This window comes from Aeromicrobium changchenzhani, assembly GCF_057586615.1.
The window spans coordinates 3230917-3244858 of sequence record NZ_CM172480.1 but is presented as its reverse complement, the minus strand read 5'-3'; the positions used below and the strand labels follow the sequence as shown (position 1 = coordinate 3244858).

Here is a 13942-nt window from a genome sequence, read left to right as displayed (position 1 = left end):
TCGATCGGATTTCAGGGACGGAAACGATCCGCGTCTGCGGCTTGCCAATCGGCAGCCCAGGAGGTCGGTGGCTCTTGAAGTAGTTGCTCAGGTTCGAGCCATTCGTGAAGCTCAGTGTAGGAACGAGTCTGGGTGTCGCCGATCATCCGTCGCAGCATGTGCGGCTTCAACTGATCAGGCGAATCGACGCCCATCGTCGCGATTATTTGGCAGGCCTCGGCAACAGTCGCATCGTGATAACGAAACACCCGCATACTTTTGTCTTCGACGTCGAGGGCCCGAGCTCGACGTGGGTCCTGGGTCGCGACACCGACTGGGCAGTGATTGGTGTGGCAGCGCAATGACTGGATACAACCAGTCGCCATCATCATGGGGCGCGCGGCATTCGTGTAGTCGGCACCCTGAGCGAGCCGCGCGACCAGATCAGCGCCGGTGGCGACCTTCCCGGAGGCGCCGAGCTTGATTCGATCACGAAGCCCAACGCCGACCAGTGCGTTGTGCATCATGATGAGGCCCTCGGTGAGTGGTGTTCCCACCACATTTTCATATTCCAATGGCGCTGCGCCGGTGCCGCCCTCGGACCCGTCCACGATGATGAAATCAGGAGTGACGCCTTCGGCCGCCATGGCCTTGCAGATCGCCAACAGATCGACTCGCGAGCCCACACAGAGTTTGAAGCCAACCGGTTTGCCTTTGCCCAACTCGCGCATACGTGCGATGAAGAGCACAAGTTCGCGCGGGGTCGAGAACACCTTGTGCGCGGCCGGACTGATGCATTTGACCCCGACCGGAACATTGCGAGCCGCAGCAATCTCAGCGGTGACCTTCCCCGCTGGAAGAACGCCGCCGATGCCGGGTTTCGCGCCTTGGCTCAGTTTGAGTGATAAGCATTTGACCGATTCGTGAGCGGCGTGATCGGCATACATCGCGGGATCAAAATCGCCGTCCGCGGTGCGTGCGCCGAAATAGCCGCTGCCGATCTCCCAGACCAGGTCGCCACCGTGTTCGAGGTGATATTTGCTGATGCCACCTTCACCCGTGTCATGGGCGAAACCGCCCAGTTTCGCGCCCTTGTTGAGTGCCATGATTGCATTTCCCGATAAAGCGCCGAAACTCATGGCAGACACGTTGAGCAGGGACATGGAGTACGGAAGCTTGCAGTCCGGGCCGCCGATCACCGTGCGATGAGGATGTTCGGGAATGTCCGCCGGCGCTGTCGAATGGACCAGATATTCATATCCCGATTCATACACGTCGTGTTGGGTTCCGTAGGCGGCATCGCCATGGATCCCTTTGGCGCGTTCGTAGATGATCGAGCGGGTTTCGCGTGGGAACGGCCGACCGTCGGTATCGCGTTCGATGAAATATTGCTGCATTTCGGGGCGGATGAACTCCATCAGGAAGCGCATGTGCCCGATAACTGGATAGTTGCGGAGGATCGAGTGCTTTTTCTGTACGACATCGAAGATTGCGGTGAGGAGCACGATGACGAGCAGCGCCGCCAAGACCCACCAAGCGGCCGAGCCGATTGCGGCGGTGACGCTGGCAAGGATGACGAGAACGCCCAAGCAGGCGAGTATCGAGAAACGAAGCATTAGTAATTAGTACTCCTCTTTTATCCATATTTCAGGTGCCTTCGGCCGGATCGGATCCGTGACGTGGGACGATGGGGTCATGCGCATGGGCGTTCTGGACATCGGTTCCAACACCGGCCACCTGCTGATTGTCGATGCGTTTCGCGGCGGTCCGCCGGTCCCGGCGCATTCCTACAAGGAGCCGTTACGGCTGGCGGAGCATCTCAGCGCCGACAATTCGGTGACCGATGATGGCATCGCCAGCCTGGTCAAATATGTGCGCGAGGCCAAGGCTCAGGCGGAGGACCTCGGCTGCACTACGGTCATTGCGTTCGCTACATCGGCGGTGCGGGATGCGGTCAATGCCGATGCTGTGCTCAATCAAGTCAACATCACGACTGGCATCGATCTTCAAGTTTTGCCCGGCGCTGACGAGGCTCGGTTGACCTTTCTTGCCGTACGTCGCTGGTTTGGCTGGTCGTCGGGCCGGCTCGGGGTATTCGACATCGGTGGCGGGTCGCTTGAGTTCGCCTGCGGTCGCGATGAGTCGCCCGCAATTGCCCAATCGCTTCCGCTTGGGGCCGGGCGCATTACGCGCGACTGGTTGTCCGCTGGGCGGTCGGCCGAAGAATTGCGGCTTCACATCCGTACTTCGATTGCCGAGGACGCCGGCGCGATCTTGCGCGGTGGCGCGTTCGATCATGCCGTCGGTACCAGCAAGACATTCCGTTCATTGGCCCGTATGTGTGGTGCTGCATCGTCGGCCGATGGCCCATACGTGCGCCGCCACTTGCGCCACCGTGACGTGTCCGCATTAGTCGATCAACTTGCGGTCATGGACATCGATGCGATTGCGGGACTACCAGGCGTTTCGCTCGACCGAGCGCATCAGATGTTCGCCGGCGCGATGGTTGCCGACGCCACGATGGACCTGTTCGGACTCGACGAACTGGAGATCTGTCCGTGGGCGTTACGCGAAGGCGTCCTTTTGCAACACCTTGACCACCTCTAGGCTGGGGTGGTGCCCATGCCTGCAAATATTTCGCTCTCCACGTCGTCGGTCTATCCCGGATCGACCGCGAGCGGCTTCGAGTTGGCCAAACGGCTGGGCTATGACGGCGTTGAGGTCATGGTCGGTATCGACGACGTCAGTGCTGACATCGAGGCGGTGCACAGCCTCAGCGAGCAGCATGAAATTCCGATCGTCTCAATTCATGCGCCCTGTCTATTAGTAACCCAGCGGGTCTGGGGCACCGATCCATGGGGCAAGTTGAAGAAGAGTGCCGAGATGGCACACACGGTTGGTGCGGACACCGTTGTTGTGCATCCGCCATTTCGCTGGCAGCGCGACTATGCCCGGCATTTCGTCGACGGGATCGACAAACTCGAAGCCGAGATGGACATGGTGTACGCGGTCGAGAACATGTACCCGTGGCGTACTGGCAAGCGCGAGTTCCAGGCCTATTCGCCCGGCTGGGATCCGCTCGAACAGAGTTACTCTCATGTGACGCTCGATCTCTCGCATTGTGCCACGGCCAGTCAGAGCGCACTTGATGTTGCCAAGGCACTCGGCGACCGGCTGACCCATATTCACATGAGCGACGGCGGCGGCTCAGCCAAGGACGAGCACCTCGTGCCGGGTCGCGGCACGCAGCCGTGCGAGGAGTTTCTGGCCTATGTGGCAGGCAGCGACTTCGCCGGCCACATCATTGTCGAAATTAACACTCGCAAGTCGGGCGATCATACGGCGAAGGAAGCCGATTTGCTCGAGGCTTTGGCATTCACGAAGCTGCATCTGAGCGCGTGACAGCCGTACCTCAAAAACTAAATTCCGAGCTCCGGTCAGGGGTCTTGAACCGATAGCCTGCGGGTATGCAATCAGATATCGGGGTGGGACCAGGTAAGCATCCGGGCGAGGTTTGGCTGAGTGGTGCGGCGGTTGCCGCGTTCGTTGCTGTGACGCTGGTGGCCTATTTTGCCCCAGTGATCGTGTACCCGCGATAGCCTCCATTTCATGGTTTCCACCGAGCATCTCCTCGGCTTCGCTGTTGCCGCCTTCATTCTGATTGTGATCCCCGGCCCAAGCGTCGTTTTCGTCATTGGCCGCGCGCTCGCATACGGGCGCGGGGTCGCGTTGGTGACCGTTCTTGGCAACTCAACGGGACTGTTGGTCATTCTCATTTTCGTAGCCTTCGGACTGGGGACGATCGTTCAGCAATCTGAAACCGTTTTTCTGCTGATCAAATTTGTCGGCGCGGCCTATCTGATCTGGCTGGGAATCCAGGCGATCGCCCACCGCAAGGAATTCTCGGTCGCCAAGATCGGCCAGGAGGGTGGGTCGATGTCGGCGTTCGCGGCCGCTCGACAGGGCTTCATTGTCGGATTTTCCAATCCGAAGGCATTCATCATCTTCGCCTCGGTCCTCCCACAATTTGTCGATCGTGGCGAAGGCCAGGTGCCGGCCCAAATGCTTATCCTCGGACTGCTGGCCTTCAGCATTGGCATCGTGTCCGATTCGGTTTGGGCGATCATTGCCAGCCAACTACGTGCGTGGTTTCTGGCCTCGACCAAACGGGGCGAACTCCTCGGCGCGATCGGTGGCTCGTCAATGATTGCGCTTGGCGTCGGCGTTGCGTTGACTGGCGAGCATCGCTGATCGGCAAGGCCACCTGGGCGTAACTCGGTGACCGCCTAGAGTTACGGCATGAGCATCAAGATCGCAATTATCGGTGCGGGAGTCATGGGCGAGACATTGCTGTCGACCTTCCTCTCGGCCGGCCATTCGCCCGACGATGTTGTCATCACCGAGAAGCGTGCCGAGCGGGCTGCCGAACTTCGTGCGAAGTATGGGGTTCAGGTCGTCGACAGCGCCAAGGCGGTTGCGTCGGCCGATGTGGTGTTGCTCGTTGTGAAGCCGCAGGACATCGGCGCGGTGTTGGCTGAGATCGGCGCTGCGGTGCGGCCGGGAACGACACTGCTTTCGATTGCCGCCGGCGTCAAGATCGAATCGATTGAAGCGGCCGTTGCCGCCGGGGTTGCGGTCATCCGCGTCATGCCGAACACCCCCGCACTCGTCGGTGAAGGCATGTTTGGCCTCTCGGCTGGCAAGGATTGCAGCCCCGAACAGCTTGCCGTTGCGAGCGACCTCCTTGCCGCCGGCGGCAAGGTCGTCGTCATTGAGGAAGCACAGCAGGATGCGTTGACTGGAGTTTCAGGATCGGGACCTGCGTACGTGTTCTATCTGGCCGAGGCGATGATTGCTGGTGGCGTGACAGCCGGTCTTGATCCGGACACTGCGCGGCTGCTGACCACCCAAACGATCGTCGGTGCGGCGAAATTGCTGGCCGAATCAGCGGACGGGCCTGAGCTGCTGCGCAAGCGAGTGACCTCGCCCAATGGAACAACCGCCGCTGGCATCGAGACGTTCGACGCACATGAGGTCAAGGATTCGATTGCGGCCGGTGTCGTTGCCGCGGCTCGCCGCTCTGCGGAATTGTCCGGATAGAAGTTAGTGTGAACGGTATGTCAACTCGTGCAAGCGTGGTATTCGATAAGCGTCTCATCGAATACAACTTCGGCCAGAGCCATCCGATGGCGCCGGTACGCATCGACCTGACAATGCAGCTGGCCGAAGAACTCGGCGTCTTGGAGTCGGTTGACATCGTCGGCGCAACTCCCGCGACCGACGACGACCTCGCGTTGATTCATTCGCCCGCTTACATCGAAGCGGTCAAGAAACTGAGCGCCCATCCGATTTACGGCGCTGGCAAGTTCGGGCTTGGCACCGAAGACAACCCGGTGTTTGAGCACATGCATGATGCGAGTGCCCTGATTGCCGGCGCCAGCGTTGAGGCGGCGCGCCGGGTGTGGACCGGGGTGAGCAAACACGCGATCAACATCAGCGGCGGACTCCACCACGCGATGCCCGATCATGCCAGCGGCTTCTGCATCTATAACGATGTCGCACTGGCGATCCGTTGGCTCCTCGACAACGGTGCCCAGCGGGTCGCCTACGTCGATGTCGACGCCCACCACGGGGATGGGGTCCAGACGATGTTTTACGACGACCCACGGGTGCTTACCCTGTCGATCCATGAGGGGCCTCAAACGCTGTTTCCCGGGACCGGTTATGCGACTGAGACGGGCGCCGAAGGTGCGGAAGGATCCGCGGTCAACATTGCGCTGCCGCCGGGCACCTCCGATGCCGGTTGGTTGCGAGCGTTCCATGCGGTCATCCCGCCGTTGCTACGCGAGTTCGCGCCCGAGATCATGGTGACTCAGCAGGGTTGCGATTCGCATATGGACGACCCGCTCACCAATCTCATGTTGAGCGTTGATGGACAGCGCGCTGCCTACCTTGCGTTAAGTGAACTTGCCGACGAACTCTGCGACGGCAAATGGGTGACCACCGGTGGTGGCGGTTATGCCGTTTTGCAGGTCGTGCCGCGCGCTTGGACCCATCTTCTGGCCGTCGTCTCGGGTACGCCGCTGGATCCGACGATCCTCACACCTGAGCGTTGGCGTGCGCGGGTCGCTGAGTTGCGTGGATCGCCCGCACCGATGCGGATGACTGACGGGCGGCATGTGCTGTATCGCCCCTGGGAGAGGGGCTATGACCCCGCCAGTTGGCTCGATCGCTCGATCATGGCAACCCGTACGGCGCTGTTCCCAACCCATGGGCTAGATCCGCAACCTTGAGCGGCCAATCGTGACTTTTCTGCGGTCTTTTTGGGGGCGTCCGTCCACAAAACGAAGTATTTTTGTCAACAACTACCGCAACAGCCCCATCAGGCACTACTCTCAACTTCAAGCACGCGCGCGTCATCTCCGGTGGGGAAGCCGGAGAGCGCGCGTGCCCCGAGCCAATTTGGCCTGTGCCAATAGGAGAGGTGTCATGCCGTCAAGCGTCAAGTTTTTGACCGTCGCCGAAGTCGCGACGCAGATGCGTGTCTCCAAGATGACTGTCTACCGTTTGGTGCACAACGGCGAGCTTGAGGCCGTGCGCGTCGGCCGCTCATTCCGGGTGCCCGAACACATTCTCGAGCAATACCTGAGCCGCTCGTTCTTCGAAGCAGGATGATCCTGCCAGTTTTACTGGCCCAGTGACAGCCCGTCGGGAGTCGCCCCGTACGCTGGAACAACGTAGTTTCAAGTTCTTTAGAGGGTGAACCGTGGGTTCTGTCATCAAGAAGCGTCGCAAGCGGATGTCGAAGAAGAAACACCGCAAGATGCTCAAGCGCACCCGAGTGCAGCGTCGTCGTTTAGGCAAGTAGTCCATGGGCCGAATCGTCCTAGTCACAGGTCTTTCACGGGACCTATCCTCGCGTTTTGCGCGACGGCTGGCGGTTATGGGCGAATCGGCCGGAATTGACAAGGTTGTCGGCATCGATGTGGTACCCCCCGAGGGCGATCTTGGTGGGGTCAAATATGTCCGCGCGGATATCCGCACTCCGGTCGTTGCCAAAGTCATTGCAGTCGAGGAAGTCGATACGGTCGTACACCTTGGGGTGGGGCCTGAGGAACGCGGCGGCGGCGGCAGCAAAGAAACCAATGTCATCGGCACGATGCAATTGTTGGCCGCGTGCCAGCGTGCTGCCACGGTGGAGAAGTTCATTCTTGGCTCGTCGACCGCGGTCTACGGGACCTCGCCGCGTGATCCGGCGATGTTCACTGAATCCTCGTCGGCACTTGGCGGTGCTCGGACTGGATTTCCCAAGGACATCGTTGAGGTTGAGGCGTATGTGCGTGGCTTTGCCCGCCGTCGTCCTGAAATTCTCATCACCACATTCCGTGCGGCCAACATTCTGCACGCGGAAGTCGAGTCGTCGTTCGGCTCCTATTTCGAGAATCCGGTGCTGCCGGCCGCGATTGGCTTTGACCCGCGGCTGCAATTCCTCCACGTCGACGACGCGATGAATGTCCTCGTCGAGGCCGTTCTTAACGACCGGCCCGGCACTTTCAACGTCGCCGGTGATGGCGTGGTCCTACTCAGCCAGGCCGCCCGCCGACTCGGCCGTCCAGTCCTGCCGTTGCCGCCGATCGGTTTCGGCGCAGCCGCTCGCCGGCTCGTACGACTGATGGGCTCGGAGATTTCACCAGATTTGCACCGACTGCTCACCTACGGCAGGGTCGTCGACACGTCAGCGCTTCGCGATATTTTCGGCTACCAATTACTGCATACGACCGAAGCCGTTCTTGACGAGTACCGTCGGGCCAGCAAGCCTGGTGTATTTGCCGGAATTGGAGGTCACCGATGAACGATGACGACCTACGCAACAAATCGATTCCGATCGGCACGCGCGGCAAAGCTGGGCGCGGCAATTCCCATGCGACCCCGTCGTCGGCGGCACGGTCGCTTGCCGGTGGCAACAAGCCAGCGGCCAAGAAGCCAGTGCCGAAGAAGGCCCCCGCCAACAAGGCCGCCGCCAAGAAGGTGGCACCGAAAGCATCGGCCGCAGCCGGTTCGGGTCCAACCGTCAAGCCAGCAGCGTCGAAGACTAATCCGCCGAAGCAGCCGTCGAGCAAGCCCAAGCTTCGCGCAGTGACCGATGAGGATGCCGCAACTGCAGCTGCGACTGCAGCCGCGGCAAAGGCCAAGGCCACACGCACCCAGACGTCGGCCGCATTGCCAGCCGGAATCCCACTCGACGAGATCATCGTCGCGCTCATCGGCGCATCGCAGCGGATCCTAGGTGCTGATTGGGAGGCTCGTATCGCGGGAATTCTGGCCGGTCTCCGCAAACGGCTAGCTGGCGACTATGAGGTCGACGCATTCGGCTTCGATCCGCAGATCACCGAAATTTTCACCGCAGCAGTTGAACCGATTGCCGAGAAGTGGTTCCGCCTTGAGGTGCGTGGCGTCGAGAACATTCCGGCTGTCGGCGGCGCGTTGTTGGTCGCCAATCACTCTGGAACGGTTCCCATCGATGGGTTGATCACCGGTTATGCGGTCCAAAAATATGCGGGCCGAAACCTTCGTCCACTTGGCGCCGATCTCGTGTTCTCGCTGCCGGTCATCGGGCAGATTGCCCGTAAGGTCGGCGCGACTCTGGCATGCGCAGAGGACGCCGAACGACTGCTGACAACTGGCGAGTTGGCTGGTGTCTGGCCCGAAGGATTCAAGGGCATTGGCAAGCCCTTCGCCGACCGTTACAAGCTGCAACGGTTCGGACGGGGTGGTTTCGTCTCTTCGGCGATGCGAGCGCAGGTGCCGATTGTTCCGGTCTCGATCGTCGGAGCTGAAGAGATCTACCCGTTGGTCGGCAATGTGCCTTCGTTGGCACGTTTCCTCGGCCTTCCGTACCTGCCCGTCACCCCGTTTTTCCCGCTGTTAGGGCCGCTGGGCATGATCCCGCTGCCCAGTAAATGGATCATCGAGTTCGGTGAGCCGATCCGTACTGATGCTTATCCACCAGATGCGGCTGATGACCCGATGTTACTGTTCAACGTGACCGATCAGGTACGCGAGACGATCCAGCAGACGCTCTATAAGCTTCTGGTCGACCGCGGCAACGCCTTCTTCTGAGCGCGGTGAGTCAGCGGACTAGCGGGCTGAGCCCGCTGAAGCCAGCAGCGAGCTATTTCTTCGGCGTTCTCAAAAGTCCGCCCAACAGCCCCGGGACAAGACCGGGCTTTTCATTGTCGCCAACAATCGTGCCAAGCAACGTCTTAGTGGTGTCCGTTAGTGGCGCCGCTACGGGAGGTACTGATGGCAGCGGCAGCCCAGCCTTGGGCGGCGTGTTCGTAGCAGTGCCGCCCGGTTGGGTGCTACCAACGGGAGCGGCGGGTTGCTGGGCTTGATTTGGCTTGGCCTTCGCCGTTGACGGCGCTGATTGCTTTGCCGGGCCTACCAAGTCAGTGATCCGCTTGGTTATCGAAGTGAGCGAGGCAGCGTCACAATCGGCACATAGTGATGATGCCTGGGTCGCGAGGTTGGAAATGGCGGCAGCGGCTGCGGCGAGCAGATCTGTCGATTGAGTCGCGGGCAACTCCTGTGACATATCGGCAAGCGTTGAACTCGACGACGCGGCGAATGTGCTCACGTTCTCGATTGAGGTCCGATCGCCACCATTTGAATAATCGGCAAACAGTGATTGCGAGCCAGATTCTGCCTTGGTAGTGAACGCGCTGAGCGAATCGGCCATTTGCTGTTTGCTCGTGTCATCCGACCGGCTCGCGAGTGTCTGTGCTTCGGCAAGCCGTTCGGTTGCCTGCGCTAGCTCGAATTTGCCGCGCGCGGCATCGCCGTGATGAAGCGTCAATTCGACGTTCTCGACGCCACGCTTGATCGGATAAAGCATGTCGCCGGGCAACGCTTGCGCGCTGGAGGCGACCAAACTGGCACTTGCCGCCATAGCGATGGTCGCGGTGGCAGCTGCAATGAGGCGCCGACGTGCGGGATGGGAGGTTCCCGTGGTGGACACTGCCGAACGAGGCGTCGACTTCACGAGGATGGAGTCGGCCTCGACCATGAGATCGGAACGAAGACTCCGTATGAACTCAGGATCTGGCTCGACGCCGAACTCACACAGACCTTCGGCAAAGCGGACCAGCTCTTGAACCTCAGTGTCGAGAGTTCCACGGCCGACAAGGCCGTTGGCAAAAGCCTCGACGTCGTTGGTCGAGCGGTGGCCGATCATGGCTGCATCCTTTGGGAGTCGTTCAATACATAAACATCAACGAGCAGCTGGGGGCCGGGGTTACGGTGGGTCTTTGTGACTTCGGCCAAGTTCATCGGGCGTCCTCCGAGATCAGCTTGGACAGCCCACGGATCGCACGGAGTTGCAGCTGTTTGATCGCGCCCTCGCTGCGATTCAATGCAGCCGCGGTCTGGGCAATCGAAAGCCCTTGGATGAAGCGCATCAGCACGCAGTCACGCTGTTCCTTCGGCAACTGGTTGACCGCTTCATACAGCAATTCATTCGAGATCAGTGACAGGACGTCCTGCTCGGGGCTTGACACGACCGTTGTGTTCTCCGGCAACGTATCCGAAACGATTTCGAGTCGTGACCGGCTGGATTTGAAGTGGTCGGCGATCAGATTTCGGGCGATCGTGGTCAGCCACGCACCGAAATCCTTGCCCTGCCAGTTGAACCGCTGGATTGAGCGCAGCCCACGGACGAAAGTCTCGCTGGTGAGGTCCTCGGCCAACTGACGTGAGCCGACCCGGTAGTAGACAAAACGGAAGATGCCGCGTGCATAGTGGTCATAGAGTTGACCGAATGCCTCGGCATCGCCTTCTTTGGCCAAGTCAACGAGCGCGCGGAGTCTCAGGCCTTCGGGGTTTTGATCATGATGCGAGTCACCGCTGCCACCACCGGGTAGGCGATTGGGTGCGGCGTCTGTGACCGACAGCGCTACGAGCAAGGATGCATCATTGGGGAGGGCATGGGCGAGCGTTAGCGCAACACGCAATTCTCCCCAAGGCAGATTCACAGACGACCCTCCCAAAGCCAATAGTGAGTCTAACGCCTAACTTTCTGTCTGTCACCGGAATTTACGTCGAAGAATTTGCAGGCCTTTCAGCGTGCCGCCGACAGCGCCGACCGTAAATGCGGTTTTGGCGCTCGCGAAGGCGACCTTGCGCCCGGTTCGGTAATCGCGGACTTGCCAGCCCTGTGCTTTGGCATGAGCGCGCAATTTGGTGTCCGGATTGACCGCGCAGGGGTGGCCGACAAGCGAAAGCATCGGTAGGTCATTGCTCGAGTCCGAGTAGGCGTAACAGCGCGCCAAGTCTAGGCCTTCGCGTTCGGCGATCGCGGCGATCGCGACTGCTTTTCCTTCGCCGTGAAGCATGTCCCCGACGAGCAGACCGGTGTAGACGCCGTCGATGTGCTCGGCGACGGTGCCCAAAGCGCCGGTGAGACCGAGCCGGCGCGCAATCGTGTTGGCGATCTCGATTGGGGCCGCGGTCACCAACCAGACTCGAAGCCCGTCGTCGAGATGGATCTGTGCCAGTGCTCGGGTGCCCGGCCAGATCTTGTGTGCCATGTTTTCATCGAAGATCTCCTCGCCGATCGATTCGAGCTCGGCCACCGTATGGCCGGCAATAAATGCGAGGGCTGAAGCGCGTGCCGTTGCGATGTGTTCGGGATCTTCGGCGCCGACGATGCGGAAATAAGCTTGTTGCCACGTGGCCTTGACGATGTCACGAGTCGTGAAGAAGTGTCGGCGATGCAATCCGCGCGCCAGATGGAAGATCGAGGCGCCCTGCATGATTGTGTTGTCGACGTCAAAAAATGCGGCCGCAATGCGATCGTCCTCCGGGCGGATCGCGTTCTCAACCTCGGCCGCTGCCGCGGCGGCCTGACCGGCCAGAACCGACCGCGATTTCAGATTGAGCGGCTGATCAGGCAGCGAATCGCGAGACATAGATCGAGCCTATCGGCATTGCCTGCACCGGTCCTGTGGTTGACTCCTGTTTGTGACGGTAAATGTCAGCGAGTACCTGCGTGAATCAGCCGAACGCGGTGGCGACCGCGTCGCGCTTGTCGAGCATCGTGGTGGTCGACGTGAGATGACCTGGCGAGAATTTGATGCTGCCGCCGATGCAGTCGCAGGTGGACTTTCCAGCCGCGGTCTCGTTGCCGGTCACCGGGTCGCGCTCATCATGTCGAACCGGATCGACCTAGTGGTTGCCTATTTTGGCATCCTGCGCGGTGGGATGGTGGCCGTGCCGATGAATCCGCGCTCCTCCGAACGCGAGCTCGAACGCATGCTTGTCGACTCGAAGGCACATGTGGTGATGTGTGATGAAGTCGGAATCACGCATCTGCGCAATATTCGCGGCGCGATTGACGGACTGACAGTTATCGTCGGAGGAGTCAAGGCGCGCTCGCAAGAAACGGCATTCGATGACTTCCTCGCAGCGGCAACGGGCGCCTGCCCGGTCGCACCTCAGGACCCAGAATCGCTCGCTGTGCTGCTTTATACCGCGGGTACGAGCGGCAAGCCCAGGGCAGCGATGTTGCCGCACCGGGCGATCATCGCGAATCTGGAGCAGGTCGCGCTGATCGAGCCACCGCCGATGAACGCTGACGACATCGTGCTGGGGTTGTTGCCGTTTTTCCACATTTATGGGCTCAACGCGATCTTGGGCCAGGCGGTCAAACAGAGCGCCAAGGTCGTGCTCGTCGACGGCTTCGATCCTGACGGGTTGCTCGACCTGATTGAGCGGGAGGGCATCACCAACCTGCCCATCGCACCGCCGGTCATCGCAGCTTGGGCGGGCCGCGACAATCTGGCTACGAAACTCGCGGGGGTGGAACGAATCATGTCGGGGGCATCGACGCTGGATCCGGACCTTGCCCAGAGTTTCGAAGCATCTGCGGCCAAGCCGGTAGATCAGGGATATGGCCTCACCGAAACATCGCCGGTCATCTCAACGACTTGGGGTTCGGTACGCGCTCCGGGCGAAAGCCCCAAACCCGGTTCGGTTGGTCAACCGTTGCCCGGAATCGAGCTGCGAATTGTTGAGTCGGACCGAACCGATGCAGCGGCGGGCGATCCGGCCGAGATCTGGGTGCGCGGCGACAACGTATTCACTGGTTACTGGCCGGACGCGGCTGACGGACCGGATGCGGACGGTTGGTATGCCACCGGCGATATCGGTTTCCTCGACGACGACGGTGATCTGACCCTCGTCGACCGACTACGTGAACTCGTGATCGTTTCCGGCTTCAACGTTTATCCGTCCGAGGTCGAAGAGATCGTTGCCGAAATGCCGGCCGTCGCCCAGGTCGCGGTGGTCGGCATACCGGATGAGGAAACCGGGGAAGCCGTCCTGATGTTCGTGGTGCCGACGGCTGGGCCGCGCGATGATCTCGAAGCCATGATCCGTACGCATTGCGAAGATCGGCTCGCCCGGTTCAAATGGCCGCACAAAATTGTCATCGTGGAAGGCCTGCCGCATTCGGCGACTGGCAAAGTGGCCAAAGGGCGGCTGCGGGCCTTGGCGCGCGGCGAAGCGTTGGGCATCGATCAACAGTGACGGCCGAGCGTGTCGTCTTCTACACCAAGCCGGGCTGTCATCTGTGCGAAACCGCCGAGGCGATCGTTACCGAGGTGTGTGCCCAGCTGGAAGTTGGGTGGACCCGCATCAATATCCTCGATGATCCCGAGTTGGTTGATAAATACGGCGAACAGATTCCCGTGACTTTTGTCGACGGTAAACAGCATGATTTCTGGCGGGTTGATCCGGTTCGACTGCAAACTGCGCTCACTCGCTGAGGCGTGAATACGCAGAATCGTTGTGATTTAAGGCACTAAGCACCATGCTCGATTTTGTTCTCACGTTCACAAACTCTTAACATGGGTATGCGCGCGCATCCATTTCGCACTTTGAGATAATCCAAGGTCGTGCGTTGCAG

General features: G+C 60.3%; 16 protein-coding genes. 12 read left to right on the top strand and 4 right to left on the bottom strand.

The genetic code is table 11. From position 1 onward, the window contains the following. Window positions 1-11: 11 nt before the first annotated feature. A complete protein-coding gene (locus AC2YB9_RS16375; protein ID WP_487266425.1) occupies window positions 12-1595 on the bottom strand; it encodes an FMN-binding glutamate synthase family protein in 1584 nt (527 codons plus the stop codon). A 58-nt stretch (window positions 1596-1653) separates the two neighbouring features. Between AC2YB9_RS16375 and AC2YB9_RS16370 the strand changes: the two genes are divergently transcribed. The 10 genes from AC2YB9_RS16370 (at window position 1654) to AC2YB9_RS16325 (ending at window position 9099) form a co-directional block, all read left to right on the top strand. Then, window positions 1654-2586: a Ppx/GppA phosphatase family protein gene (locus AC2YB9_RS16370; protein WP_487266424.1), complete on the top strand. Its 933-nt coding sequence runs from the start codon at window positions 1654-1656 to the stop codon at window positions 2584-2586. Window positions 2587-2601: 15 nt separating this feature from the next. Further along, window positions 2602-3381 carry a sugar phosphate isomerase/epimerase family protein gene (locus AC2YB9_RS16365; protein WP_487268635.1) on the top strand — a complete coding sequence of 260 codons (780 nt, stop codon included), beginning with the start codon at window positions 2602-2604 and terminating at the stop codon, window positions 3379-3381. 65 nt (window positions 3382-3446) lie between these two features. Then, window positions 3447-3578: a hypothetical protein gene (locus tag AC2YB9_RS16360; RefSeq protein WP_487266423.1), complete on the top strand. Its 132-nt coding sequence runs from the start codon at window positions 3447-3449 to the stop codon at window positions 3576-3578. A 10-nt stretch (window positions 3579-3588) separates the two neighbouring features. Next, complete coding sequence (locus AC2YB9_RS16355; protein ID WP_487266422.1) at window positions 3589-4230, top strand: LysE family translocator; 642 nt, start codon at window positions 3589-3591, stop codon at window positions 4228-4230. A 48-nt stretch (window positions 4231-4278) separates the two neighbouring features. Then, entirely contained in the window at window positions 4279-5079 is an 801-nt protein-coding gene (proC, locus tag AC2YB9_RS16350) for a pyrroline-5-carboxylate reductase (RefSeq protein ID WP_487266421.1), read from the top strand. Between the two features lie 17 nt (window positions 5080-5096). Further along, the gene (locus AC2YB9_RS16345; RefSeq protein WP_487266420.1) at window positions 5097-6272 is read left to right on the top strand and encodes an acetoin utilization protein AcuC; all 1176 of its coding nucleotides are present in this window, start codon (window positions 5097-5099) and stop codon (window positions 6270-6272) included. Between the two features lie 196 nt (window positions 6273-6468). After that, complete coding sequence (locus AC2YB9_RS16340; RefSeq protein ID WP_487266419.1) at window positions 6469-6654, top strand: helix-turn-helix domain-containing protein; 186 nt, start codon at window positions 6469-6471, stop codon at window positions 6652-6654. Between the two features lie 91 nt (window positions 6655-6745). Then, a complete protein-coding gene (locus tag AC2YB9_RS16335) occupies window positions 6746-6847 on the top strand; it encodes a 30S ribosomal protein bS22 (RefSeq protein ID WP_019143756.1) in 102 nt (33 codons plus the stop codon). Window positions 6848-6850: 3 nt separating this feature from the next. Beyond that, window positions 6851-7831: an NAD-dependent epimerase/dehydratase family protein gene (locus tag AC2YB9_RS16330; protein ID WP_487266418.1), complete on the top strand. Its 981-nt coding sequence runs from the start codon at window positions 6851-6853 to the stop codon at window positions 7829-7831. Then, complete coding sequence (locus AC2YB9_RS16325) at window positions 7828-9099, top strand: lysophospholipid acyltransferase family protein (protein ID WP_487266417.1); 1272 nt, start codon at window positions 7828-7830, stop codon at window positions 9097-9099. The genes AC2YB9_RS16330 and AC2YB9_RS16325 overlap by 4 nt, the downstream gene beginning before the upstream one ends. Before the next feature lie 52 nt (window positions 9100-9151). Here AC2YB9_RS16325 and AC2YB9_RS16320 read toward each other — a convergent pair whose 3' ends face one another. From AC2YB9_RS16320 to AC2YB9_RS16310, 3 genes are all read right to left on the bottom strand, one after another. After that, window positions 9152-10213 (bottom strand): DUF5667 domain-containing protein, encoded by a 1062-nt coding sequence (locus AC2YB9_RS16320; RefSeq protein WP_487266416.1) that lies wholly within the window; start codon window positions 10211-10213, stop codon window positions 9152-9154. 91 nt (window positions 10214-10304) lie between these two features. Next, the gene (locus tag AC2YB9_RS16315) at window positions 10305-11009 is read right to left on the bottom strand and encodes a sigma-70 family RNA polymerase sigma factor (protein WP_487266415.1); all 705 of its coding nucleotides are present in this window, start codon (window positions 11007-11009) and stop codon (window positions 10305-10307) included. Between the two features lie 51 nt (window positions 11010-11060). Beyond that, the gene (locus AC2YB9_RS16310) at window positions 11061-11945 is read right to left on the bottom strand and encodes an HAD family hydrolase (protein ID WP_487266414.1); all 885 of its coding nucleotides are present in this window, start codon (window positions 11943-11945) and stop codon (window positions 11061-11063) included. A gap of 52 nt (window positions 11946-11997) precedes the next feature. Between AC2YB9_RS16310 and AC2YB9_RS16305 the strand changes: the two genes are divergently transcribed. Both AC2YB9_RS16305 and AC2YB9_RS16300 read left to right on the top strand, forming a co-directional pair. Then, complete coding sequence (locus tag AC2YB9_RS16305) at window positions 11998-13563, top strand: class I adenylate-forming enzyme family protein (protein WP_487266413.1); 1566 nt, start codon at window positions 11998-12000, stop codon at window positions 13561-13563. Next, on the top strand, window positions 13560-13802 hold the full coding sequence (locus tag AC2YB9_RS16300; RefSeq protein ID WP_487266412.1) for a glutaredoxin family protein: 243 nt from the start codon (window positions 13560-13562) through the stop codon (window positions 13800-13802). The genes AC2YB9_RS16305 and AC2YB9_RS16300 overlap by 4 nt, the downstream gene beginning before the upstream one ends. The last annotated feature ends 140 nt before the right edge of the window (window positions 13803-13942 follow it).

Coding starts and splice junctions, on each gene's coding strand:
- AC2YB9_RS16325 (WP_487266417.1), top strand. CDS start 7,828: ATGAACGATGACGACCTACGCAACAAATCGATTCCGATCGGCACGCGC.
- AC2YB9_RS16310 (WP_487266414.1), bottom strand. CDS start 11,945: ATGTCTCGCGATTCGCTGCCTGATCAGCCGCTCAATCTGAAATCGCGG.
- proC (WP_487266421.1), top strand. CDS start 4,279: ATGAGCATCAAGATCGCAATTATCGGTGCGGGAGTCATGGGCGAGACA.
- AC2YB9_RS16340 (WP_487266419.1), top strand. CDS start 6,469: ATGCCGTCAAGCGTCAAGTTTTTGACCGTCGCCGAAGTCGCGACGCAG.
- AC2YB9_RS16360 (WP_487266423.1), top strand. CDS start 3,447: ATGCAATCAGATATCGGGGTGGGACCAGGTAAGCATCCGGGCGAGGTT.
- AC2YB9_RS16320 (WP_487266416.1), bottom strand. CDS start 10,213: ATGATCGGCCACCGCTCGACCAACGACGTCGAGGCTTTTGCCAACGGC.
- AC2YB9_RS16365 (WP_487268635.1), top strand. CDS start 2,602: ATGCCTGCAAATATTTCGCTCTCCACGTCGTCGGTCTATCCCGGATCG.
- AC2YB9_RS16345 (WP_487266420.1), top strand. CDS start 5,097: ATGTCAACTCGTGCAAGCGTGGTATTCGATAAGCGTCTCATCGAATAC.
- AC2YB9_RS16355 (WP_487266422.1), top strand. CDS start 3,589: ATGGTTTCCACCGAGCATCTCCTCGGCTTCGCTGTTGCCGCCTTCATT.
- AC2YB9_RS16330 (WP_487266418.1), top strand. CDS start 6,851: ATGGGCCGAATCGTCCTAGTCACAGGTCTTTCACGGGACCTATCCTCG.
- AC2YB9_RS16375 (WP_487266425.1), bottom strand. CDS start 1,595: ATGCTTCGTTTCTCGATACTCGCCTGCTTGGGCGTTCTCGTCATCCTT.